Source organism: Carnobacteriaceae bacterium zg-84, from assembly GCA_013874835.1.
Classification (GTDB): domain Bacteria; phylum Bacillota; class Bacilli; order Lactobacillales; family Aerococcaceae; genus WM01.
Window position 1 is genome coordinate 1508685 of sequence record CP059430.1, and the last position, 26209, is coordinate 1534893.

Consider the following 26209-nt stretch of genomic DNA (forward strand, 5'->3'; position numbering starts at 1 on the left):
ATCTCCTTTTTCTTTACTCTTTACATAGTATATACCACTTTACAACAAGATAAAAGAGATGTTCGTCTAAAACACCTCTTTTATTATTTATTCAACTGATTTTAAAGCTTCTAGCATATCTACTTTTTTTAAATAACGATGAACAATATATCCTAAACCAATGAGTAGTAGTATCAGCAAAATAGTAGGAAGTATATAAACATACATTGCCACATTTGGATTAAACATAATATTATCTGGTGGTACCATGCCAATAATATATTGATGCAAAAGATGTCCTAATCCAAATCCAACAAAAACACCAATAATAGATAAATACATCGTTTCTTTATAGATATATAAAGTTACTTCTTTATCATAAAAACCTAATACTTTAATCGTTGACAATTCTCGAATACGTTCAGCAACATTGATATTAGTTAAATTATATAAAATAACAATAGCTAATAGCACAGACGATATAATCAAGACCGACATGACTTTATTCAATGATGTCACAACTGTTTGAATGAGATTTTTATACGTTGTATTTTGTGCCACAGCTTTGACACCACTCAACATCATAAAATCAGTTGCTTTCTTTTGAATGTTTTCGTCTGTATGAACCATGGATTTCACTAAATACGCATTTATTTTGAATGGCTTATTGAACACTTCTTCATAATAGTGTTTCGTAATAAACGCAAAATGCCCCATATACATTTCCGTAATGCCTGAAATCTTCATGCTCCATTCATTTTTGTTTTCATCAAGAAATACAACTGTATCACCAATCTTAACATTTAGTAACATTGCCAATCTTTCCGATAAAACAATACCTCTATCTGTTAAATCAATCGATTTTTGTGTTTGCCGATTTTGAAGTTTTATATACTCTTGAAAAGCTGTTTTTTGTTCATTATCAACAGCAATCATTGTTATTTGTTGTTCATCTTTTTTTACTCCTGCAACTTTTATCAATGTTTGAGAATATGTCGGTAAAAAAGATGACACATCAGAAGATGACAATGCATGAGATAAATCTATTTTTTCTTGTGATGTCATATGATTTTTTTGTGCCACAATCATATCGTATATCACAATATCACCAAACTGTTTTGTACTCAATTCTTCAATGGATGAACGAATACCTAATCCCGTATATAAAAGTGCTATCGAACCAGATACACCAAAAATAGTCATCAACATACGTTTTTTATATCGGAAAATATTACGAGCTGTTACTTTTTGTGTAAAACTCATACGTGACCAAATAGGTGTTACATACTCCAATAAAATTTTTGCCCCCGATACGACAGGAGGTTTTGGCAACAATAATTGTGCCGGTTTAGCATTTAATTCTTTTTTAACAACTAAATACGCAGGTAAAACAGCACTAATGAAAGCTAACAGGCATGACAAGAAAATATATTCCGGATAAATATATAGTTCAATTTTGGGGATACTTACACTATGACTATACGTATCATAAATAACATTCGGAAGAACAATATGCCCTAGTAAAACACCAATTAGTGTACCAATCATACTTGCTGTAAAGCCGTATATTATAAATTTTTTATAAATATCTTTATCGGTATAACCCAATGCTTTAAACGTCCCTATAATCAAACGTTCTTCATCAACAAAACGTGTCATTGTCGTAAATGTTACTAATGCAGCTACAAAATACAAAACAATGGGAAAGATATTTCCAACAGCATCAATCACATTTGCATTACTTTCATACGAACGATATCCGGCTGACCACGGTGTTTCTCGTCTAGTATACACATGATAAACAGGTTCTTCTAATACGCTCAATTTTTCTTTAGCATCTGCTAATTTTTGTTCTCCATCACTTATATCAACATCCGCTTTTTGTTTTTGTACAAAATACTCTTGCCGTTTATTTGTAAGTGATTCTTCATTTATCGATAAATCTCTTTCTTTTTCTTGAAGAGTTTTTAGTCCTTGCTCATACTCTGATACACCGTTTGTGTATTGCTCTATTTGTTCATTTAACTGGGCTTGTCCTTGTTCATAAGATTGTTTTCCAGTTTCTAATTGTACAGCTTGTTGTTCCCATTGTTCTTTTGGTAAAATAGCAATCGCTTTTTGAAGTGCTACTTCTTTTTCTTGTAGCATTTGATAAGTTTCATCAAGTTGAAATTGAGCAATGGCAAGCTCTTCACGTGCATTATCTAGTTGAATTTTCCTTTGTTGTAATGTTTCTTTGGCTTGTTCAAGCTTTTCTTTCCCCTCATCAATACGTTCTTTGGCATCTTCTAATTGTGAATGTGCATCTGTTAACGTTTGTTTAGCATTCTTTAAGTCACTTTCTTTTTCATCGATTATTTCTTGTGTCTTAGATACGATACTATCCAATCTCTTTTTAGGTTGTTGCTTCAACAATGTTTGCACTGTTTCTTTGTATGCGTGTACCTTTTGTAAATACATTTCTTGGTACGGATTGGCACCTACTAAATCGTGGTAAGATAAACGCGCAATCATATAAACCGAACTGTCAAATACTTTTTCTGTCACAATACCATAAGCAGATAACTCTCCTGTTCCAACAGTTGTCACACCTAAATCAACTTTAGATAATATATCCGTTGACCGTATATACCCGACCACTTTAAATGTATGATTGTTTAATTTATCTTGTTCTCTTGCTTCAAAAGTCAATGTATCCGATAGTGCCACTTTATCTTTTTGCATATCAAACACAGCAATTTCATCTTCTTTTTCAGGCAAGCGCCCTTCAACCAGCTCGTATTGTGAAATATTTTTTGGTTTTGACAGCAAGCGATACGTTTGAGTCGTATCTTTTAATAATACATCACTAAAATAACCATATTCAATGAACGCTTGTTGAAAAAGTGTTTCTAATAAATCTTGGTCGTCCTTATCTAAACCATAGTCACTTAACACACTTATATCTGCCGTTTGATGTGTTTTAAAATAGTGTTGCCCGGTTACTTGCATATCTGGTGCTGTCACTTTTAAACCTACTAAAGCAAAAGAACCTAATGCCATTAACGAAATGATCGACAAAAAGCGCCCTTTTGATTTAGAAAACGATTGCCGAATATCTTTCCAAAATATTTTTCTTTTCATACCTTTTAATACTCCAATTCTTGAATATCTTTAGGTTTCTCATTCACTACAATATTCTTCACACTCGCATCATGCATATAAATCACTCGATCTGCAATAGGGGCTAATGCACTATTGTGTGTCACAATAATAACTGTCGTTCCTTTTTCTCGTGCCATGTTTTGTAAAATCTGCAAAATATGTTTTCCGGTTTGATAATCTAATGCTCCAGTTGGTTCATCACATAATAAAATTTTAGGGTTTTTAGCAACTGCTCTAGCGATTGCTACACGTTGCTGCTCTCCACCAGATAATTGAGCAGGAAAGTTATGGATACGGTTTTCTAAACCAACATCCTTTAATACCATTTGTGCGTCTAAAGCATCTTTAACAATTTCAGATGCCAATTCAACATTTTCTTTTGCTGTTAAATTTCCTACTAAGTTATAAAATTGAAAAACAAAACCAACATCTTCTCGTCTATATGTCGTTAATTCTTTTTTTGAATATCGTTCTATATGAATACCGTCGATAATAATTTCTCCCTCATCGTTCGTATCCATTCCACCTAAAATATTTAATACTGTTGATTTACCTGCACCCGATGCACCTAGTATAATCACAAGTTCGCCTTTTTCAATAGAAAACGTCACATCACGATTTGCAATAATTTCTGTTTCTCCGACTTGATAGCGTTTATAGCTATGCTTCATTTCAATATAAGACATTTATATCCTCTTTCTGTTAAATAAACAACATGTTGATTTAATACTACCTTCAGTATATAATCAGCATATCTAAAAAGCAATAAACAATCCATTTCAAAGTGTTCATATAAAGGAGATACAATGCAACAACGTCACACAGAAACAAAAACCCTTATAAAAAAAGTCTTTACAACATTACTATTAAAACATGATTTTGAAACTATTACTATCAGCATGATAACACGAGAAGCACGTATCAACCGTGGCACATTTTATTTGCATTATCTTGATAAATACGATTTATTAGAACAATTAAAACAAGAATTGACCTCTAATCTATTTAATATTATTCTTATTGATAATCCAAATGAACATACAATTGATATTATTATCGAGGCTTTAACTTATTTAAAGAAAAATTTTGATTTCATTTATGCATTATCTATGAACCAAAGCGTCCATTTAGCAATAGAAATCCGAAAATTCCTAGAAGAATTATTAAAAGTAGCACCTGTTTTACATCAAAAAATTTCACAATATAAAAGTCTTCCGTTCCTATATGCTAAAGAGGTTTTTTTCTCCAGCATGGAGGCAATTATCCTTTATTGGATAAAAACGGGTGCAAATGAAACACCTCAAGAAATGGCACAAATTTTAAATAGTATATAAAAAGACCTATCGAAATCATTTCAAATAGGTCTTATACTTTTTTATTTCTTTCAATCATTTTTTCATAAAAAGAGTGGTATTCTTTTCTTAGAGTATCTGTTATTTGAAAAGTTTTTAAATCAACATTTTTAGATACTAATAAATCGATCATCGCCATTTTTAAATCATTGACGGTCAATGATACGTCCAATAAATCGGATAAATTTGCCATAACCTCTGGGTGAACCTCTGGAAATTTAAAGGTCGTTTCTTCGTCTTGCAAACCTGAAACGTAAAAATCTCTAATAAGTTCTCCTCTTTTTTGTTGATTACCACACACGCTTAAATAAACAGAAATAGACACACCCTCTTTAAATCGTCTTTGTGCAATACCTGCGAATTTTTTCCCATTTATACTTAAATCAAAATCTCCAGGACAATAAGAATGTTCAATTAAACGATACTCCACAGATGCTTTATATGGTTTTAATAATTCCTGAATAAATGTTGTCATAAATAAATAACCATCTTGAATAGAGAATTTGTCATATTTTAATTTTGGTATCACAAATGAAAAATTCAAAATCCCTTCATCCGCAACAACAGCTAATCCTCCCACATTTCGTACAACAGCACGATAGCCATGCGTGCGAATATGTTTAATGCCTTTGTCACAATATGGCAAGCGTCTATCTAGCATACCTAAAATAACAGTATCTTGCATTGGCCAAATGTGTAAAATTGTTTGGTTAATGTTACGATTTACTTCACGTAAAAAAACATCTCCCCAAGCAAATGGTTGGTATAGTTGTTCAGAAATCATCATTTTATCTTCAAACACATATAAAGGCGTTTTAAAATTAGTGGTGATGTCCACAACAACATCCTCCATTACAATCATGTTCATGCTCTTCTTCGATACTAAATTCAATGCCACTATGTGTTATAAATTCTTCATTTGTTAAATGTGCTGATTGTTTCACTAACACATCATCAATATATGTTAGAGGTAAAATGTTATTTGTTTGTTCATTTATCAATGTTTCAACTTTTTCAGGAAATACATCTTTTCCATAAACCACATAAGCTGTTTCAAAACTATCTAAACTACCTAAGCCTTCAAGAATTAACTCAACACGTTGTACTTCTTGTCGAGTATCAAAATCATCAGTTTCATTCACTAATTTATCAAATACTTCAATTTTCATGATGACATTCCTTTCTTAAATCAATCTGTCTATACGTATCTTATCATATCCGTTTACAATATGGAATTATTGTCTATTTTAGCCAATAAAAAGGTTCTTCTTCAAATCGTATTGGACCAATACGATTTGAAGAAGAACCCAAAAAAAGAGCGATAAGCCAACCTTATCGCTCTTGCATTAACACATTTATTTCGCTAAATTTGTCACGTAAGCATCAACAGCTAAAATAGCAGCCGTTACATCTTCTGCCGTTACTTTGAATGGCATTTGATGAATCGTTTCCCCTTCAATAGTTGCTTGTTGTCCAACTTTTAATAAGTCTTCATAACTTGCATTTTCAAGATGTAATTCTTTTAATGTTGTTGGTAATCCAAGTGATTGATAGAAATGAATGTATTTATCTAATTCTTCTTTTGGAGCATTTTCTAATACAAGTTGTGTTAATGTACCATACGCAACTTTTTCACCATGTGTTAAATGATGGATATCTCCTGTTAAAGCTGTGAATCCATTATGAATAGCGTGTGCAGCTGCCAAACCAGCACTTTCAAAACCAAGACCACTTAACAATGTGTTAGCTTCAACTACTTCTTCTAATGCTTTTGTCACAACTTTTGCTTTATTACTTGCCATTGCTTCTAATCCTTTAGCAAACAATGTACGTTCACATGTTTGTGCAATTGCAATACCTGCAAGTGTTTGATAACCTCCTGCCATTGTTTCACCATTTTTTTGTAAAACAGCACGAGCTTCTACCCATGTTGCCAATCCATCAGCAATACCTGAGGCTAATAAACGTGTTGGTGCTTGACTAATAACTTTTGTATCCACAACGACTAGTTCTGGGTTTTTAGAATAGAAAATATATTTATCAAATGCACCTTCATCTGTATAAATAACAGATAAAGCAGAACATGGAGCATCTGTTGAAGCAATTGTTGGTGCAATAACTACTGGTACTCCCATTAAATCAGCAATCGCTTTGGCACTATCTAATGTTTTACCACCACCAAGACCAATGACAACATCGTTTCCTTCTGCTTTCCCTACTGCTACAACACGATTCACTTCATTATCTGATGCTTCACCATTAAATGCTACTCGAGTTGCACTGAACTCATTTTCTGATAATGCAGTTAAATATTTTTTTCCTACAATATCATATACAACATCATCACAAAGTACGAGTGGTTTTGTTCCTAATGCTTTAATATGATCTAAGCTTGTAAATAAAACATCCTTTCCTTGAATATAACGAGATGGACTTGCAAAAACTTTCATAATTTCCTTCTTTCTATGTGATTACTTTCACATTATGTATTAAAAAAAGCTTTTTTGCCTTTATTTAATTAAATCATACATCAAAATCCTACTTTTCGCAAGCGTTTTTATTTTATAAAAATATGAAATACTGTTTTAATAATAAATAAAATTTCAATACCCTACATTGTCTTGTAGATAGTTTTATTCAAATTAATTATGTTAAAATTTACACAAAACAAAAAGCTATATATAATCTATAAGTTTATGATTTTTTCTGAGTATACCATAAAAATAACTAATATTTTTCACTCCAACGTTGATACAAAGTGATTAAATGTTAGACTTTTCTTTATTTCCTAACTTCCAACACTATACAACAATTATAGTTTGGTTGATAAAACAATACTAAATTTATTATATTAGGCGATAAATCTTTCTTTAATACACACATTTTTATATGATACCAAAAAATAATCGTTCATAATACATATCATTATATTTTCAAAATGATAAATACCATTTATTAGAGTCGCATTTATTTTTCATCTGAAAAAGACGGTAGCTTTTTACTTTGACTTTTAATGACTTTCCTATATAATGAATTTATATAACTTGGGGGCGTTACGGATTCGACAGGCATAGTTTGAACAGTTAAGGCAATTCGTAGGCGATGGCTACGTTAAAACATCACAGTTTAAATATAACTGACAAAACACAAAATAATTCTTTCGCTTTCGCTGCGTAAAAAACAGTGAGCGAAGATCTGCCTTACTTCTCCCATGAGTAAGTGACAGGTCTTAAATGAATGGGATACGTTACAAACTTACATCTGGAGTGCGTAAAAGAGATTTATCAGATTAGCAACTTTTAATGCCTGTTTATTGGCTAAAAAGAAGTGAAATATAAATAGATAAACTATAATTGTAGAATTGATTGTGGCAATATGTTTGGACGCGGGTTCGACTCCCGCCGCTTCCATATTCATAAGAAAAAAGAATGAACATGAATCTCTTAAAAAAATTCATGTTCATTCTCTTTTTTCATCAATACAATAATATCTTTTACATTATTAGTCTATATATTTTGAATTGGTTTTATTTAACCATGCATAAGCAAGACCAATGACAAGTCCTCCACCGATATAGTTACCAATAAAGGCAAATAGCCATTGTTTTACTATATTGAACCATGTAAAATAATCTAATTGCTGTGCAATATCGTTAAATTTCACAATAGAAAAAGAAGCAAAATTAGCTACAACGTGTTCTTCTCCTAAATAAACAAATAAGAAAATAGCAGATAAAACAACAGCAATTTTTGCACCTGGTTTTTCGATAAATAAATATGCTAAAATAGCAACATTCACAAAAATATTTGCCAATATACCTTCTAATACAATCAATTCAGGTGTTCTAAGTACTTTGGTTTGAACAATAGATGACACAATGAAATTATCTGGTTTTATATGAGAAAATGCACTAGAATGTGCGAATAAATATCCAATAAGCATGGCACCTATCAAATTAAACAATAAACAGTAAAATAAAATAATAATAGCTTTTTTAAGTGATATATATTTATGATACACGCCTGCTGTTAAGTACATCATATTTGATGTTGCTAATTCAGCATTTAAAAATAAAATATAAATAAGTCCCCATGCAAATAAAAACGAAAACATGAACTTACCTAAATCTGGATGAATATGGCTTATTTTTTCAGCTGCATAAGCTCCTCCTGCTGTACTCATTGTTAAAAATACTCCAGCAAAAATTGAGCGCATTGCATAGCGTGATTTACTGTTATCAAATAACTCTTCTTTTTTATGACAAACTTTTTCTATTTTAGTTAAAAACAAATTTATAACATCTCCTTTCTTTTTCTGCTTGTGAATATAATCACATAAAGACACGGCCATTTCACAAACAACATCTACATTATAACATAAAAACGTAACAGGCAGGACACTCTTTTCCATGCCTGTTACGTTTTTTAGTCTAAAATTGAATAGATAAATCAACAACTGATTCAACAGCTTTTAATAAGGCACCACTTTGTAATGCTTCTGTTGCTTTATTTAATTCTTCATATATTTCAATATCTTTATCGTATTCAATCACATTGACAAATTTTCTAAATGTATCGTACGCAGCTTGCGTTCCTGCTCCTAATTGTGTTGTTTGTTCTTTCAAATCTAAAGCTTGACATGCTGCCATAATTTCTGTGGCAACAATACGTCTTGAATTTTTTACAATTTCAGCAGCTTTACGAGCGGCTGTTGTTCCCATGCTGACAAAGTCCTCTTGATTTTCACAAGACGGGATAGAGTCTACACTTGCTGGATGTGATAAAATTTTATTTTCTGATGCCAATGATGCACAAGCATATTGCGTAATCATAAATCCTGAATTTAACCCTGGATATTTCACTAAGAATGATGGTAATTTACTTAATTGAGAGTTAACTAAACGTTCAACACGGCGCTCAGAAACATTCCCAATTTCCGATACAGCAATGCCTAAAAAATCAAATGGCTGCGCCAATGGTTCACCATGGAAATTACCTCCAGAAATGACTTTACCGTCTTTAGTAATAATTGGGTTATCTGTAACAGAGTTGATTTCAATTTCAACTTTTTCTTTTACATAAGCAACACTATCTTTACTTGCACCATGAATTTGCGGAATACAACGCAATGTATATGGATCTTGTACACGTGTTGGTGTGGCAACCGTTGTATGTGCACTATCTTTAATTAAGTGACGAATATTACGAGCTGTCGCTAATTGTCCACTTTGAGGGCGAATTGTATGTAAATCTTCTTCAAATGGACTTGAAATACCATTATGTACTTCTAAAGATAATGCTCCTGCAATATCTGATAATTTTAATAATTCAATGGCATCATATGTTGCTAGTGCTCCAACACCAGTTAATACCGTTGTCCCATTGATTAAGGCTAACCCTTCTTTTGCACTTAACTCAATAATTTCTAGCCCTGCTTTCTCCATTGCTTGTCTACCCGGTAATAATTCACCTTTATAATATGCTTTACCTAAACCTAATAAAGGCAATACCATGTGTGATAATGGTGCTAAATCTCCAGATGCTCCTAGCGATCCTTTTTCAGGGATAAAAGGATGTACACCTGCATTCAGCATACCTATCAATGCTTCAATGGTACTCAAACGAATACCTGAACAACCTTTCAATAACGAATTTACACGAATTAACATAATAGCACGTACTACATCTTCTGGAAATGGATCACCGAATCCGCTTGAATGTGTGCGAATCAGGTTTTCTTGTAACTGTGCAGTATCTTCTGGAGAAATACTCACATTACATAATGAACCAAATCCTGTATTAACACCATAAACAACACGTTTTTCTCTTACGATGTCATCAACAATTCTTCTTGATTCAATAACAGCTGCTTTTGCATCTTCTTTTATTTCACATTTAGCATAAAAACGAGCTACATCAACAACTTCATCTAGTGTTAAACTATTTCCATCTAATACAACAACATTTGTCATAATTTTCAACCGTCCCTATCTATTGATTTATTTTAAAAATGCTCTTACTTGAGAAACAAAATATAATGAACCTGTAATCAATAAGGTACTTTCAGCACTACTTTCTTTTTTATACACATTGACAAAATTTTGCCAGTCATCAATCGTACAAATACCTTCTTGACGATATTGTTCAACATCTTCTAAAGTCATCGCTTTTGGATAATCGAATGTCGTTAACACAAGTTTAACATGCGGAATATTCTTCAGCATTCCAATCATCTCATGAATATCTTTTGTTGTTAAAGCAGAAAATAAAATTGTGAGATTTTCTTTTGTAAATTTGTTTTCAATATTATCCACCAAACGTAACATTGCATGAACATTATGTGCACCATCTAAAATAATATCAGGTTCTGTTAATACTTTTTCCATACGTGCAGGCCAAAACGCTTTGGATAAGCCTGCATAAACATATTCCTCTTTAAAAAGAACATTTTGTTCTTGACAATACACACAGAAGAGCTGTACAGCTAATCCCGCATTTTCCACTTGATGTTTACCAAGTAAAGAAACAAAAAGTTTATCAAGATGACAAGTCTGATTTGAAAAATTAAAGCATTCACCCCAGTTTTCTTCTTGTGGCACATACGTCACTTGATAATCACGATTTAGCATATATATGCGACTATTTTTGTTATGTGCTGTTTCTTCAATGACTTGTAAAGCGGACGAAACAATATTTCCTGTAACAACCGGAATACCTTGCTTAATAATACCGGATTTTTGTGCAGCAATTTCTTCTAATGTATGACCTAAAATATCTATATGATCTAACCCAATGGTAGTGATAGCTGTTAAAATTGGAGATATAACATTTGTACTATCCAACAAGCCACCTAAACCAACTTCTAATAGTAGAATATCTACTTTTGTTTCTTTAAAGTAATCAAATGCGATTACTGTCAATATTTCAAATTCTGTTATACCTGATAATTCAGATATTGTATCCATTTTTTCAACTAAAGGTTTATATTTTTGAACATATTCAATAATTTTTTCATCTGTAATATGAACGCCATTGATGGCAATCCGTTCGTTAAAGGCTTCTATATATGGTGAAGTAAACGTTCCAACAGTTAAACCTAATTCTTCTAGCATATAACGTAAGTATGTTACTGTTGAACCTTTCCCATTCGTTCCAGCAATGTGAATAGTTGGAATAGCACGATGCGGATTATCAACCATTTCTAATAATGTTTCCACTCTTTCCAATCCTAATCTTGGGGCAAGTGTCACTCTTGAGTGAATCCATGCTAACGCTTCTTCAATATTCATTGACATTCATATCATCCTATCTATCTTTAATTATTGTCTATAAACAATGTACTTTCTATTATACCCTTTTCTTACCAAATAAGAAATAGCATACAGAGGCAACTAAGATACCGATACCACCGTAAAGGAAATTTTTTGGTGTATCTCCCCAAATCATCAACAAGCTGACAATTGTTGCAATAATTGGAATCACTGGACCAAATGGTACTCTAAACACCGGTTTAATACCCATATCTTTTTTGCGTAAAACAACTACAGCTGCAGCAGTTGGAATGTATTGAATAAAGCGGAAAACGACACTCAATGTAGCTAATTGCTCAAAAGAACCAGTTAACAAGAATAGACATGCACATCCACCAGAAATAAGAATAGCGGCAATAGGTGCTCCATTTGCTGTTTTTCTAGCAATAAACGACGGCAATAATCCTTCTTCAGCAATAGCTGCTCCATATCGTGGTACCATAATAGATTCTCCAACATTCAAACCTGTAATCGATACTAACGCACCAATCGCAACAATCCAACGCCCAGCAGGACCAATCATCATGGCAAAAGCATCTTGCACAGGTGCATTTGTGTTCATAATATCATTGCCTAACATAGCAATAGCACCTGCAATAATTAAAATATATAAAACAGATACAATAGAAATAGAACCTAAAATTGCTTTTGGCACATTTTTCTCTGGATTACGCATTTCTCCAGCAACAATGGGCATTGATTCAAAACCAATAAATGCATAAAATACGATTAAAGCTGTTGCAGATACACCGTCAAATAATGATTTTCCGGGTGCTAATTGTAAAAATGGTGTAAAATTCCCTTTATCAATACCATGTCCGATAAAGAACAATGTACAGATAGCAAATCCAATGATTGGTATCAATTTAATAATCGTCATACTCAATGTAAACATTTTTGATGTTTTTAATCCTGCAATATTCATTAAAGATAGCAAAACAATTAAAGAGATACTCAATAATAAATTTTGTCCTTCAAACGCTGGAAAAGTGACAATAAATAATTTCGCAAATCCTGCCGCCATTGCTGACCAAGCTGTTACTGTAACAACCCAACCTAAAAATCCAACATTAAATCCAACAAAATCACCAAATGCTGCTTTAGCATATTGAAATGCTCCACCATTTTTATTAAAATAGCCGGCTACTTCAGCAAAACAAACAGCCAACATTAACACTAATATAGCATCAAATACCATCGCCGCAATAGAGGCTGGTCCTAAATCTTGATATATTTTTTTAGGTAATAAGAAAATACCCGAACCAATAACAGCATTGATACCGTATAATGTAGCTCCACCTAAACTAAATTTAGCTTTTTCATTTTGTACTTCATTACTCATATTCTTCCCTCACAATTTTTCATAATCATTATCACATATACTTACTTGAATATATACTGGTACATGATCTTGTATATGTGATAAAGTGTGTACTTCATAATCATCTAGGATATTTGTTACATGTAAACTATGATGTTTAGGTAATGTGAGATTTACCATATCTTTGCCATTTTTATAAAATGTAAGCTGAATATCTTGTATGGCGAACAAAATATACACAATACCTTTTTTTAATACGCTTACATCTTTTGCGTTATACACGCCTACCTCACTTTTATATGTGGGCTTATAAATAACATTAAAATCAACACATTTCCCATAACTAACTGTTTTCATATCTCCATTGAAGAAATAGATCTCAAAGGATTGTAAAACAATTTTTTTCTGACTTATATCAGGATGTTGCAATGTCAATGTCTGTTGTATCGGCATAATGATACGATTATAATTTGGTAACGACGTAAATACTGTTTTTTCTAAATTAATCGTCGCAGACGACACACGATAATCAAATTCGCCTACTTCAAATTTGGCATGTGGTGGAGCAAGACAAATTTGAGTTGTCTTACCACCACTCCAAACAGATACAACATACTCTTTTTTATCAATTATTTGTATGTTCATCATAAATCCTAACTAGAATAATCCAGTAATATTTCCTTTTTCATCTACATCAATTCGTTCAGCTGCTGGTGATTTTGGTAAACCTGGCATCGTCATAACAGCTCCTGTTAAAGCAACAATAAATCCTGCTCCAGCAGATACTTTTAAATTACGAATGGTCACCGTAAAGTCTTTTGGTGCACCTAATAAAGTAGCATCATCTGAGAAAGAATACTGTGTTTTTGCCATACATATTGGATATTCACCAAAACCTAGTTTTTCTAATTCTTGCAGTTCTTTCTTAGCTGCCGGTGTTAACTCAACACCTTTACCACCATACACTTTTTGAACAATTTTATTTAATTTTTCTTCAATACTATCTTCTAAATCATATACAAAACTAAAATTATTTGGTTTTTCTACTAATTCAACAACTTTATGTGCAAGTTCGATACCACCTTTTCCTCCTGCACCCCACACATCAGATAATACCACATCAACACCTCGTGTTTGACACGCTTTGTGAACAGCATCTAATTCCTCTTGTGTATCTGTAGGGAATTTATTGATAGCAACAACAACTGGCAACCCATAAACATTTTGTATATTATCTAAATGTTTGTCTAAGTTTGTTAAACCGGATAAAACAGCAGCAACATTTTCCGTTCCTAACTCTGCTTTTGCCACACCTCCATGCATTTTTAATGCACGCACAGTTGCAACTAAAACAACAGCATCTGGTTTTAAATTAGCCATACGACATTTAATATCAATAAATTTTTCAGCACCTAAATCAGCTCCGAAACCTGCTTCGGTAACCGTATAATCAGCATACTTCATTGCTAATTTTGTTGCCAATACACTATTACAACCATGTGCAATATTTGCAAAGGGACCTCCGTGAATGAATGCAGGTGTATGCTCTAATGTTTGCACTAAGTTTGGATGAATAGCGTCTTTTAATAAGGCCGTTAATGCTCCTTCTGCTTTTAAGTCACCCGCTGTAATAGGCTCTCCTGAGTAACTATACCCAACAATAATTTTACGTAATCTATCTTTCAAATCAGTAATACCACTTGCTAAACATAGAATTGCCATAATTTCCGAAGCAACGGTAATATCATATCCATCTTCTCTAGGAACACCGTTCACTTTCCCTTGTAATCCATTCACAATATGGCGTAATTGACGATCATTCATGTCTACAACACGTTTCCAAGTGATGCGACGTGAATCAATCCCTAATGTGTTCCCATGATGAATATGGTTATCTAATAGCGCTGCTAATAAATTATTTGCTGCACCAATCGCATGGAAATCACCTGTAAAGTGTAAGTTTATATCCTCCATTGGTACAACTTGTGCGTAGCCACCACCAGCTGCTCCACCTTTCACACCAAAAACAGGACCTAAAGACGGTTCACGCAATGCAATCATTGCATTTTTTCCGATATATGATAAAGCATCCGCTAATCCAACTGACGTTGTTGTTTTACCCTCGCCTGCAGGTGTTGGTGTAATCGCTGTGACTAAAATCAATTTACCGTCTTTATGCTCTTTTAAAGCTGTTAATTGATTGACATCCACTTTTGCTTTATATTTGCCATAAAGTGATAAGTTATCTTTGTCAATACCGACTCTTTTAGCAACTTCTTCAATCGGTTCCATCTCTACTTGATTTGCAATTTCAATATCTGTTAAATATGCCATATTTACCCACCTTTACAATGTTTTTAAAATTTGTTCGTAAATATCATCTGCCAATGCGATACCTGTTTCTAATAAACGGTCACTACTTGCTTTATATTCCGATACAAAAGCATCGTCTTTAATACTAGATAAGTTAATTAAAACATTTAAGTAAGCACCTTGTAATCCAGATTTTAAATTCAATGCGGCAACGCCTAAATCACTTGCTGCATTTGTATTAGATTTTCCAATAATGCTTTTTGTTGTGTTTAAAGCATCTAAAATTATTTCCATTAAATCCAATGGCGATTTTGCTGCTACTTTTAAAGCATTTTGCATCGCTTTTTGACGAGCTACTCTTTCTTCATCAGTTTCTTTTGGCATACTAAATACTGCTGAAACAACATTAAATGCTTCTGTATCATCATCAATGGCTTTTAATAGTTTTTCCTGTAATATAATTGTTTTATCTAAACATACTTGCACATCTGTTTCAAATTCTACGTATTTTTTCTTGCCAACAGTTAACTCACACACCATTTTTGTTAATGATATTCCCATTGCAGCCGCTAAAGCAGAAGCAGAACCACCCCCTGGAGCCGGTTCATTAGAACCTAACACTTGCATAAATTCACTTACTTTTAAATCAACTAATTTCATGCCCTCTCTCCTTATTCTATTATTTTCCAGTTTACTAATTTAATAAATGGTTTTCTAAAACTTGTTTACCATAATCAAAATCTTCAATTTGTAAGTAATATTCTGCACAATCTACTAAAGCTTTGGCAGGTGTTAACCCAATGACTTCACTACCGATAATATTGACACCATAACGTTTTGCTTCAAAACGAATCGTTTCAAACACACGATACAATGGTGTTCCTTCATAATTCACCATATTCATAGATACTTGTGCAATATTTCTATCTTCTAACATAACACCAATACCTTTACAATATTTAAACCCTCCACTTGATGCACGTACAATTTTTGCGATTTTATTAGCAATGGTAATATCGGATGTATCTAAATTAACATTAAATGCTACTAAAGGCATTCTCGCACCTACAGCTGTTACACCTGCTGTTGGATGAATTTTTCTTTCACCGAAATCTGGTGCCCATTCTTCTTCTAACAATTTCTCAGGCATGCCTTCAAATTGACCTTTTCTTACTTTCGCTAAATTCACACGTTCCGGTGTTGACGCAGAATCTTCGTATAAGAAAATTGGGATAGATAACTCATCATTGATACGTTTAGCTACTTTTTTAGAAATATCAACACATTCTTGGGCTGTAATATCTTTAATTGGTACAAATGGTACAACGTCTGTCGCTCCCATACGTGGATGTTCACCAACATGTTTTGTCATATCAATATGTTCACTTGCATATTTTACTAATTGGAAAGCTACCTCTTGAATACTTTCTTCATCACCCACTAATGTAAAGACACTACGATTATGACTAGTATCTGATGAATAATCTAATAATGTAACACCCGGTACACTCTTAGCCGTTTGTACAAGCCCTTGTATCACCTCTTCATTACGTCCCTCACTAAAATTTGGAATACATTCAACTAATTTTGCCATTTTTTTCTTCCTTTCTTACTATTTATTTTTTATTTAATAAACTAATTTAAAATTGAGCTCTTGTAACATTCTTCCCATTTGATTTATCACAATGAACTCTGTATATCGTTACCCACGGTTAACAATAAAAGCACATGTATCAACGTGCTAATATGAATACATAAAGATTTTATATTACTTTCAAAAAATAATAGCACATAATACACCTATCTAACATTATTATCACTCGTTATTTTTGCATCATTACTCTACCTATAAAAAGCAATATTTCTAAATCTTTATGTGTTCATACTAACATAAAAAAGTATTCTGTCAACGTTATAAAAATACATTTCAATACTCTTTTTGTGTATATTTTCTCTTTGTAAAAAAATGAAAGTATTTTTTAAGTTTTCTATATTTTCATAACAAATTATTCTTTGACACTTTTTTGACCTTTTTGAAAAAAAGGACGCTTATACATATAAAAAAACATATTTTCCTTTTTTAATCTCACATCATATACAGAAGATGCGTAAAAAAGAAAAATATGTTTTTGACGTTTTATAGATTTTATTTTTTTCTAAAAAAAGTATTTTTTCTCATCAATTTATCATTTTTAACAATTTACTTTCCGATACATCTCGATTTGGACTTAAATATTTTAAAGCTTGCTCTTTATAGTAACCAAACGGTTGCCTCAATAATGTTTCTAAGTGCTTATCCACTAATAAACCTCTATCCATTTCATGCTTTGTTATTGCTTTTACATAATAAATAAATCCAATATCTCTCTTATTTGAAATTAATTTAATGTCTGTTTTATTCTCTTTCAAAAAACGATAAACCGTTTGTGTATCTCGTTCTTTTAGTGCAATCAATGCAATATGTGCATTTAACTGTACTTCTTTCCAAAGAGATGAAAATGTATTACTATATAACTGTTTTGCTTTTAATAAAAAATATTTAGAGCGTTCATAATCTTCCATCATATATAGAATAACACCCATATTTGTATAAAATACAACTAAACTTGACGGTGACTGTTGACTAATAGCAATGTTAATTGATTTTTCTAGTAAAAGAACAGCATTCTCATAATTTCCTTTGATACTTTCAACTTCAGACAAATAATCATAAGCTGCTGCAATATTCAATGAGTACTTTTCTTTTAAGTAATCTGTAATTGTTAATGTTGAAATAGATTGATAAAACAGGTTTATAGCTGTATCTAAATCCCCACTCATTAAATGATACAATCCTTTTAATCTTAGTAAAATACCAATAAATTCATGATTATTAGCTTGTGTCGCTGCATTGATTGCAAGTTCAATATAACGCTGCATGTTTTCTGCATCATCTAATTGAATATAATAATGAATGATTTGTCTGTATCCCTCTAGAACATATTCCGTATCATTACTCATTTTTGCTTTTAAAATAACTTGATGAATAGCTTCAAGTCCCTTTTCATATTCCGCACAGAAAATAAAATATCTTCCCTCTAAATACAATGATTTTAAGACAAGCGTTTGATAGAGTTTATGTCCATTATATTGTTCTTTTAACCGTTCAATTTTTTCTTTAATATCTTGAAATTGTAAAAAAATATCTTCTTGGCTAATTTTTATAGGATACTCTTTTAATGGTACTTTATCTGAATAGATAGGAAATAATTCATTTTGTATTTTTAGTTGATTTTGTAGACAGAGTAATCGATAATACAATGATTCCAACTCTTGTCTAGCTTGTTGATAATGATAAGAAATTAAAGATAATACTGATATATCTGCTGTTTGGACATCTATATCCATTTCAAGTAATCTCGCAATTTTTCCATGCATCAAATGTTTTTTTGCAACAGATTGATTTTGATATAAAAATTCTTTTAATTTTTTATGGGTAAAAATAACAACTATATCCTCTTGCTCAATATCTGATTTTAAAATATATTGTTTGACTAAAGAATCCACACTATCTACAACAGATGAAACATCTTTTTCAAGCACTTTTGCAATAAAAGAAAGCGACACAGGACGGTCAAAAAACGAAATAAAATAAACAATTTCCCTTTCATTTGCCGTTAGATACGCAAATCTATTTTTAATCGCATCTTGCATTTTTAGCGACATATAATCCAATTTCGCATCTACCTTTAAGGCATTTAAATACTCTGTTAAAAAGAAAATATTTCCTTGAGTTTCATCATAAAGTTGTTCTACAATATCATTTGATAATACTTTATTAGGTAAATATTTTTTAGAAAAAGATTGTGTTTCCTCAAAGTTAAGTGGCAATAACATCAATGTATCTAATTGATGATGCATTGTCATTGTATTGATAAAACGGTCGATATATTCTTGTTCTTCACGGCGCATTGTAAACAACCATAAAATTTTTTGAGAATGCAGACGCAACATTAAACTTGTCAATAAAGAAAAACTTTCTTTATCCATCCATTGAATATCTTTAATAAATAAAATAATTTTTTGATTTTCTGTTATTTTATATAATAGTTCACAAATAAGCTGTGATAGAGCACTTAATTCATTATTCAATATAGCATCTTGTTCGTAGTCTGATAAAGTTGGGAAAAAACGGTAAATTTTTTCTTTAAAGAACTGCGTTATAACAGCTTTTTCTTCCAATAGTTTAAATATTTCTTCAACAACAATTCTAAAACAGCGTAGAGGATAATGCTTCTCTACTTGATAGCATTGAACACTTAACACATCTCCTTTTTTCTTAGCATGATGTAATACTTGTTCTACTAAAACAGATTTTCCTGAACCAATATCCCCTTTAATTAATATATTTTTATACTCTTTTTGTTCAAAAAAGAAATGCACATTTTTTTCTAAAAATTCAATTTCCTTTGTCCGTCCAAAAAACAGAGTACGATTATCTTTTTTACGTTTATTCCCGTCAACAATCATCAATGTTTGTTCATATATCTCTCTTGTTTCCTTACTTGGAGAAATACCTAATTCTCTTTCTAAAGAATTTGACAATTCATAATATGTCTCAACAACTTTGCCATTTAATCCTTTATCTTTATAGTAAGACATCAATAATTGATAATTGCGTTCATCAAATTCATCAATTTCAATTAAACGTCGAATATTTTTTTCAACTGTCTGTGTATCATTATATTCAATATCCGTTTGTATTTTTTGATAGCACGCTTGTACAAATTTTTGTTCATAGTATTGTCGTGTTTTGATAACCCATAAGTCAAACATCTCTGCATCTTTTAAAAAGAATCCTTTTAAAAATTCTCCTCCATATAAATCTAGATGTTTTACTGGATTTTTTAAAAATAAGTCAATATCACTTTCAATCATCAATGATTCATTCAACGTTAACACGCTTTTATTAGGAGAAACGATATAGTCATCTCCAAGCACTTTATTCGCTTGATAAATCGTATTTCGTAAATTTTTTTTAGCTCCTTTTTCTGTTTTATCTGCCCATAAAACCCCTGCCATTTCATCTCGGCTAACATGTTTATTCACTAGCACATAGTAAAGAAGTGCATGAATTTTGGCAAAAGAAAACAAAATAGGTTTATCGTCCAAAAAGACCTGTGCATCTCCTAATAGTTTTAAATACAACTTCTTTGACATACTATCACCTTCTTTTATTCACTAAGTGTATTCTACAATAAAGCATCATGAAATCATAGTCATATAAGTAAAAGGAACTATCAAAACAGATAGTTCCTACTCGTTTATTTGACAATAGCTCCATTTGCAACAACACAACGCCCATTCTTATAAACATCTGTCACTAAATTTGTAGCAAAGAAATAAAAAATAAAATCAATATTTGGTGCATCAAAAATTGCTATGTCAGCATTTTTTCCCTCATCAAAACTACCACATACTTTTTCACGGCAAACAGAATAAGCTGCGTTTATCGTGACAGCATTTAATACTTGAATCGGTTGTAATTTCATTTTAAAACAACCTAGTTGCATCACAAATTGTAAATTAGCTGTTGGACAACTTCCTGGATTACTATCCGTTGACAAAGTAATGGCAACACCTTTTTCTATCATTTTTTTAGCCGGTGCGTATGTATTTTCCATTAAGCTAAATGTTGTGGCAGGTAATAAATTACCAATAACATGACTATCTCGTAATTTTTCAATACCCTCATCTGTTATTTTCATCAAATGTTCTGCACTAACCGTTTCTAATTGGCTTGCAACATCCACACCACCAATAGAATCAATTTCATCAGCGTGAATACGTAACTTAAAACCTAATGCCTTGGCAGCATTTAATAAACGATAAGATTGTTCTGGTGTAAAGACACCCGTTTCACAGAAAATATCACAAAATTCTGCTAATTGTTCTTCTTTTACTTTCGGTAGCATTTCTTCAATAATTAAGTCAACAAAAGCATCTGGATTCGCTTTATATTCTTCTGGAATAGCATGTGCTCCCATAAAAGTAGACACTAAGTCAATAACATGATTTTCTTCCAATACTTTCACTACTTTTAATTGCTTATGCTCCGTTTCCCAATCTAACCCATACCCACTTTTTGCTTCAACGGTTGTCACACCATGAACGAGCATTTGGTCTAACAAATGTTTTGATTTTTCATATAACACATTTTCTGATGAGGAACGTGTCGCACGTACTGTACTTAAAATACCTCCACCATTTTTTAAAATATCTAAATAAGACACTCCTGCTAATTTTTGAGCGAACTCATTTTCACGACTATCTCCATAAACCAAATGTGTATGACAATCAATAAGACCTGGTGTTGCTATTTTACCACTGTAATCAATGATTTCCGTCTGTTCATCTATCAACGATTTATCAGGATTACCCGAACCTATTTTTAAAATTTTTCCATCTTTAATAGCAATATAACCATCTTCAATAATCATTGCATGGGACATATCTTCTCCATATAGTGCATATCCTTTATCATTTGGACAGAACACTTGATTAAAATGTACTAAAATTTTATTTGCTCTCATATCTATATTACTCCTCATTCCTTATATTTTGTAGTAAACTATCTATACAAACGTACTTTATCTTTTTTAAGTCTAATTTGTGTCAAAAAAACATAAAAGCATTTTTAAGATAGTTTTTTGATGTTTTTTATGTGTATAGACACTCTGTAGACAACTAGAGGATATGATGTAAGCGTTACAAGGCAATGATGCCACTATTTTATATTAGGAGGATTTTATAATGATTCAATACAAAGATATAGAAGCAGCCATGACAATCAAACTAGATGATGTCCTTCCCGAAAAAACAGTATTTCAAGAAGGAATTCGTCGTGCACCTGATAGAGGATTTCGTTTAACAAAAGCACAAACAGAAGTGGCTTTAAAAAACGCATTACGTTATATTCCTAAAAAATATCACGAAGAAATTATTCCAGAATTTTTAGAAGAATTAAAAACACGTGGTCGTATTTATGGCTATCGTTGGTATCCAAAAGAACGCATTTACGGAAAACCTATTGACGAGTATAAAGGAAAATGTACTGCAGCTAAAGCTATGCAAGTGATGATTGATAATAACCTAAGTTTTGAAATTGCTCTTTACCCTTATGAATTAGTGACGTACGGAGAAACAGGAGCTGTTTGTTCCAACTGGATGCAATATCATTTAATTAAACGTTATTTAGAAGAAATGACAGACGAACAAACATTAGTTGTTGAATCTGGTCATCCATTAGGTTTATTCAAATCTAAAAAAGATGCACCACGTGTTATTATTACAAACGGCTTACTTGTTGGTGAATATGACAATCAAGAAGATTGGGAAATTGCCGAGCAAATGGGCGTCACAAATTATGGACAAATGACAGCTGGTGGTTGGATGTATATTGGTCCTCAAGGTATTGTTCATGGTACTTTCAATACATTATTAAATGCTGGCCGTTTAAAACTTGGCATTGCAGATGACGGCGATTTAACTGGTAAATTATTTATTTCATCTGGTTTAGGTGGTATGAGTGGTGCTCAAGGAAAAGCCGGTGAAATCGCAAATGCTGTGGCTATTATTGCCGAAGTGGATGCATCTCGTATCGAAACACGTCACTCTCAAGGTTGGATTAGCCATGTTCGCAATACACCAGAAGAAACAGTTGCCTTAGCACAAGAATTTTTACAAAAAGGTGAATCTACTTCTATTGCTTATCACGGTAATATTGTTGACTTATTAGAATACATTGACCAAAATAATATCCACGTTGATTTATTATCTGACCAAACATCTTGTCACAATGTTTACACTGGTGGTTATTGTCCAGTCGGCATCACCTTTGAAGAACGTACACGTCTTTTAGCAGAAGACCAAAAAGAATTTAGACGTTTGATTGATGTTACATTAGAACGTCACTATAATGTTATTAAATCATTAACAGCTAAAGGAACTTACTTTTTCGACTATGGTAATGCCTTTATGAAATCTATTTATGACTCAGGTATTAAAGAAATTTCTAAAAATGGCATTGATGACAAAGACGGTTTCATTTGGCCGTCTTATGTGGAAGACATCATGGGCCCTATGTTGTTCGACTATGGGTATGGTCCATTCCGTTGGGTATGTTTAAGTGGTAAACACGAAGATTTAGTTGCAACAGATAAAGCTGCCATGGAAGCCATTGATCCAACTCGTCGTTACCAAGATCGTGATAACTACGTTTGGATTCGTGACGCCGAGAAAAATCAACTAGTTGTTGGTACACAAGCACGTATCTTATACCAAGATGCAATGGGACGTGTTAATATCGCATTGAAATTCAATCAATTAGTACGCGAAGGAAAAATTGGTCCTGTTATGCTAGGCCGTGACCACCATGACGTATCTGGTACAGATTCTCCATTCCGTGAAACATCTAATATTAAAGACGGTAGTAATATCACAGCTGATATGGCAACACAATGTTATGCAGGTAATGCTGCACGTGGTATGAGCTTAGTTGCTTTACACAACGGTGGAGGCGTTGGTATCGGTAAATCAATCAATGGTGGATTTGGTCTAGTATTAGACGGTAGTGAATTATGTGATGAAATCATCAAATCAGCTATCGCTTGGGACACAATGGGTGGCGTTGCTCGTCGCAACTGGGCAAGAAATGAACACGCTATTGAAACTTCTATTGAATACAATAAAAACCGTGCAGGAAGTGATCATATCACAATCCCTTACTTAGCAGATGAAGATTTAGTTAAAAATGCTGTTAGTCAATTATTTGATTAAAAGTAATATACACATTAAGTAAATAGTAAAAAGGCTTGGCATCAACATATTGCATAAGTTGATATCAAGCCTTTTTGTGTATTATCAAATCGTTAATTAAAGGCTCTTCGTCAAATTGTGTTGGTGGAGAGAAATAGTGAGTATGTTGGTAGTGAATGGCATTAACCATTCACTACCTTTTTCACATTCTTTTTCTGCCACTGAGAATGGTGTTGTATGATTAAAATACGCAATCTAAAATAAGAAAAACGTCTGTAGCCATAGGCAATCCGTTTGATGACTTTAATATGATTGTTGATAGCTTCTGTGATACCGTTTGAATAAGGTGTGGTAAAAGCTTGATAAATACCATTCTGATAGGTTTTAAAAATATCAAATTTCTTTCTAAACCACTCTGGTAATGACGGGTCAATATGATGAATAACCTCCATAAATGACTCAAAATCTCGCTGTCTATAAGCATATCTCAACTCTTGTACAAACTCATATGCTTGTTTTAAAACAGGACTATAGTCTAATAATCTATCCAGGATTTGTGCGTGTGTCAGATATGTTTTAAAGGATTGGTGATAGTGATAGTCTGTATCATTTACATCAAAGGCATCTTTTAATAATAATTTCCAGTATTTCTTTAAGTGTTTATAAGCCTTTTCTTCTTTTTTAAAGGTGTTCATTTCTTTTATACGTAGTGTATTTAAATTCCGATGTATATGTTGTATGATATGAAATCTATCTGTGACAATAACGGCATTAGGAAAAACCTTCTGAATAAGTTTGCCATAATTGGCATTCATATCCATAACAAGATAGCGAACGCTATGTCTTGCTTTTTTAGAAAATTGTTTAAAATAAGTGATTAAATGGTCTAATTGGCGACTAGGTAACACATCAATAATACGGTGCGTCAATCCGTCTACACAGATAAAACTCATCTTCCCTAAATGAGATGTCACAGACTTAAATTCGTCGATACATAGTACCTTAGGTAGATAATGAAAAGACGGTTTAACTTGTTTTGTATATTTATCTAAGACACGTTGTACGGTCACATCAGATACAAAGTGGTCTTGGCAGATATGTTTTCTTGAAATATTTTTCGTTAAATCAAGTGCAATAAGTTGTTTTAATTCTTTAGAAATACAACAATGTTTATCGACTAAAGAACACGAAGAAGAACAGGTTTTTAGACACGTTTTACAGCGATAACGGGTTCTTTTAAGAAGTAAAACAGTTTTGATTTGTCTAAACTTTGGTAATAATGTTTTCGTTTGATATGTCCCATGTTTGATGAGTGTTTTAGCATGACAATGTGGACAGGTGTGGCAAGGCTTTGTCCAAGTACCTTTAATAAAGTGGTGTGGAATACCATTTATTGTTTTTTCTTCTAACCAATGTTCATCAGCTATGAAAGATTTATCTGTTAATGTCAATAATTTTTTTGTATAATAATCCATGAGAAATACCTCCTTGTTTAATTGTGGTGATTTAATCATACAGGTATTTCTCTTTTTTTGTCCACTTTTATATACAAAATCGTGTTGGTGGATTATTCCCACCAACACGATTTATTATAGAGCCTAATTAAAACAGATAATCATTTTTATGCCAATATCTTTAAACGATATATTTTAAGCATAGATTATCATTCTCAGTAATTCCATCTTCTTTCTACACTAGTATGATTCAAAAATATCTCATCTTCTTATGTAATAATTACCGAGAAACATCTTTTGTTTATCTTTGTTATTTAATCAGGTAAGTATTTCTTTTTTATCACTTTATTATCAAAAAATGTATCCTCACCTTTTTCAGAAAATGGATTGCCCACATCTTGCATTAATAGTAAGATTAAGCAAAATTTAATAAAGTCCACTTTTTCTTTTTCTTCTCCAAATAGAAACACTTCATCATCGACTTTATAAAAATCTTTCAATATAGTAAATACAGTAGAAGACATAAGGTACTTATAATGCG

General features: G+C 32.2%; 19 protein-coding genes and 1 other RNA gene. 3 read left to right on the top strand and 17 right to left on the bottom strand.

The features are described 5' to 3' along the window. Positions 1-87: 87 nt before the first annotated feature. On the bottom strand, positions 88-3102 hold the full coding sequence (locus tag H1220_07065) for an FtsX-like permease family protein (GenBank protein ID QMI85473.1): 3015 nt from the start codon (positions 3100-3102) through the stop codon (positions 88-90). Between the two features lie 5 nt (positions 3103-3107). Next, positions 3108-3809: an ABC transporter ATP-binding protein gene (locus tag H1220_07070; GenBank protein QMI85474.1), complete on the bottom strand. Its 702-nt coding sequence runs from the start codon at positions 3807-3809 to the stop codon at positions 3108-3110. Between the two features lie 120 nt (positions 3810-3929). Between H1220_07070 and H1220_07075 the strand changes: the two genes are divergently transcribed. Then, positions 3930-4457, top strand: coding sequence for a TetR/AcrR family transcriptional regulator C-terminal domain-containing protein (locus tag H1220_07075; protein ID QMI85475.1), 528 nt, complete (start codon positions 3930-3932; stop codon positions 4455-4457). Between the two features lie 31 nt (positions 4458-4488). Here the strand turns inward: H1220_07075 and H1220_07080 are convergent, their stop codons facing one another. The 3 genes from H1220_07080 to H1220_07090 all read right to left on the bottom strand — a co-directional run bounded on the left by H1220_07080 (position 4489) and on the right by H1220_07090 (position 6925). Continuing rightward, a complete protein-coding gene (locus H1220_07080; protein QMI85476.1) occupies positions 4489-5337 on the bottom strand; it encodes a lipoate--protein ligase family protein in 849 nt (282 codons plus the stop codon). Next, entirely contained in the window at positions 5297-5644 is a 348-nt protein-coding gene (locus H1220_07085) for an arsenic metallochaperone ArsD family protein (protein QMI85477.1), read from the bottom strand. Before H1220_07085 ends, H1220_07080 begins: the two co-directional genes overlap by 41 nt. A gap of 186 nt (positions 5645-5830) precedes the next feature. Continuing rightward, positions 5831-6925, bottom strand: coding sequence for a glycerol dehydrogenase (locus H1220_07090; GenBank protein QMI85478.1), 1095 nt, complete (start codon positions 6923-6925; stop codon positions 5831-5833). A 596-nt stretch (positions 6926-7521) separates the two neighbouring features. Between H1220_07090 and ssrA the strand changes: the two genes are divergently transcribed. After that, positions 7522-7888: a transfer-messenger RNA gene (gene ssrA / locus H1220_07095) on the top strand. 88 nt (positions 7889-7976) lie between these two features. Here ssrA and H1220_07100 read toward each other — a convergent pair. The 10 genes from H1220_07100 to H1220_07145 form a co-directional block, all read right to left on the bottom strand. Continuing rightward, positions 7977-8825, bottom strand: coding sequence for a formate/nitrite transporter family protein (locus H1220_07100; protein ID QMI86686.1), 849 nt, complete (start codon positions 8823-8825; stop codon positions 7977-7979). A 79-nt stretch (positions 8826-8904) separates the two neighbouring features. Continuing rightward, entirely contained in the window at positions 8905-10446 is a 1542-nt protein-coding gene (hutH, locus tag H1220_07105) for a histidine ammonia-lyase (protein ID QMI85479.1), read from the bottom strand. 27 nt (positions 10447-10473) lie between these two features. Then, positions 10474-11769, bottom strand: coding sequence for a bifunctional folylpolyglutamate synthase/dihydrofolate synthase (locus tag H1220_07110; protein QMI85480.1), 1296 nt, complete (start codon positions 11767-11769; stop codon positions 10474-10476). A gap of 52 nt (positions 11770-11821) precedes the next feature. After that, positions 11822-13126: an amino acid permease gene (locus tag H1220_07115; GenBank protein QMI85481.1), complete on the bottom strand. Its 1305-nt coding sequence runs from the start codon at positions 13124-13126 to the stop codon at positions 11822-11824. Between the two features lie 9 nt (positions 13127-13135). Then, on the bottom strand, positions 13136-13750 hold the full coding sequence (locus tag H1220_07120) for a HutD family protein (GenBank protein ID QMI85482.1): 615 nt from the start codon (positions 13748-13750) through the stop codon (positions 13136-13138). A gap of 12 nt (positions 13751-13762) precedes the next feature. After that, positions 13763-15439, bottom strand: coding sequence for a formate--tetrahydrofolate ligase (locus tag H1220_07125; GenBank protein QMI85483.1), 1677 nt, complete (start codon positions 15437-15439; stop codon positions 13763-13765). A 12-nt stretch (positions 15440-15451) separates the two neighbouring features. After that, positions 15452-16078 (bottom strand): cyclodeaminase/cyclohydrolase family protein, encoded by a 627-nt coding sequence (locus H1220_07130; GenBank protein QMI85484.1) that lies wholly within the window; start codon positions 16076-16078, stop codon positions 15452-15454. 34 nt (positions 16079-16112) lie between these two features. Further along, on the bottom strand, positions 16113-17012 hold the full coding sequence (ftcD, locus tag H1220_07135) for a glutamate formimidoyltransferase (GenBank protein ID QMI85485.1): 900 nt from the start codon (positions 17010-17012) through the stop codon (positions 16113-16115). Between the two features lie 584 nt (positions 17013-17596). Continuing rightward, on the bottom strand, positions 17597-20617 hold the full coding sequence (locus tag H1220_07140; GenBank protein QMI85486.1) for an AAA family ATPase: 3021 nt from the start codon (positions 20615-20617) through the stop codon (positions 17597-17599). 104 nt (positions 20618-20721) lie between these two features. After that, positions 20722-21990 (bottom strand): imidazolonepropionase, encoded by a 1269-nt coding sequence (locus H1220_07145; protein ID QMI85487.1) that lies wholly within the window; start codon positions 21988-21990, stop codon positions 20722-20724. Between the two features lie 220 nt (positions 21991-22210). On the opposite strand from H1220_07145, the gene H1220_07150 reads away from it, so the two are divergent. Beyond that, positions 22211-24235, top strand: a complete 2025-nt coding sequence (locus H1220_07150; GenBank protein ID QMI85488.1) for a urocanate hydratase — start codon at positions 22211-22213, stop codon at positions 24233-24235. Between the two features lie 161 nt (positions 24236-24396). Here the strand turns inward: H1220_07150 and H1220_07155 are convergent, their stop codons facing one another. Further along, on the bottom strand, positions 24397-25797 hold the full coding sequence (locus H1220_07155) for an ISL3 family transposase (GenBank protein ID QMI85489.1): 1401 nt from the start codon (positions 25795-25797) through the stop codon (positions 24397-24399). A gap of 185 nt (positions 25798-25982) precedes the next feature. Further along, positions 25983-26168, bottom strand: a complete 186-nt coding sequence (locus tag H1220_07160) for a hypothetical protein (GenBank protein ID QMI85490.1) — start codon at positions 26166-26168, stop codon at positions 25983-25985. Positions 26169-26209: the final 41 nt, after the last annotated feature.

Coding starts and splice junctions, on each gene's coding strand:
- H1220_07085 (QMI85477.1), bottom strand. CDS start 5,644: ATGAAAATTGAAGTATTTGATAAATTAGTGAATGAAACTGATGATTTT.
- H1220_07120 (QMI85482.1), bottom strand. CDS start 13,750: ATGAACATACAAATAATTGATAAAAAAGAGTATGTTGTATCTGTTTGG.
- H1220_07100 (QMI86686.1), bottom strand. CDS start 8,825: ATGGCCGTGTCTTTATGTGATTATATTCACAAGCAGAAAAAGAAAGGA.
- H1220_07070 (QMI85474.1), bottom strand. CDS start 3,809: ATGTCTTATATTGAAATGAAGCATAGCTATAAACGCTATCAAGTCGGA.
- H1220_07115 (QMI85481.1), bottom strand. CDS start 13,126: ATGAGTAATGAAGTACAAAATGAAAAAGCTAAATTTAGTTTAGGTGGA.
- H1220_07125 (QMI85483.1), bottom strand. CDS start 15,439: ATGGCATATTTAACAGATATTGAAATTGCAAATCAAGTAGAGATGGAA.
- H1220_07140 (QMI85486.1), bottom strand. CDS start 20,617: ATGTCAAAGAAGTTGTATTTAAAACTATTAGGAGATGCACAGGTCTTT.
- H1220_07080 (QMI85476.1), bottom strand. CDS start 5,337: ATGATTGTAATGGAGGATGTTGTTGTGGACATCACCACTAATTTTAAA.
- ftcD (QMI85485.1), bottom strand. CDS start 17,012: ATGGCAAAATTAGTTGAATGTATTCCAAATTTTAGTGAGGGACGTAAT.
- H1220_07065 (QMI85473.1), bottom strand. CDS start 3,102: ATGAAAAGAAAAATATTTTGGAAAGATATTCGGCAATCGTTTTCTAAA.
- hutH (QMI85479.1), bottom strand. CDS start 10,446: ATGACAAATGTTGTTGTATTAGATGGAAATAGTTTAACACTAGATGAA.
- H1220_07075 (QMI85475.1), top strand. CDS start 3,930: ATGCAACAACGTCACACAGAAACAAAAACCCTTATAAAAAAAGTCTTT.
- H1220_07145 (QMI85487.1), bottom strand. CDS start 21,990: ATGAGAGCAAATAAAATTTTAGTACATTTTAATCAAGTGTTCTGTCCA.
- H1220_07110 (QMI85480.1), bottom strand. CDS start 11,769: ATGTCAATGAATATTGAAGAAGCGTTAGCATGGATTCACTCAAGAGTG.
- H1220_07090 (QMI85478.1), bottom strand. CDS start 6,925: ATGAAAGTTTTTGCAAGTCCATCTCGTTATATTCAAGGAAAGGATGTT.
- H1220_07130 (QMI85484.1), bottom strand. CDS start 16,078: ATGAAATTAGTTGATTTAAAAGTAAGTGAATTTATGCAAGTGTTAGGT.
- H1220_07150 (QMI85488.1), top strand. CDS start 22,211: ATGATTCAATACAAAGATATAGAAGCAGCCATGACAATCAAACTAGAT.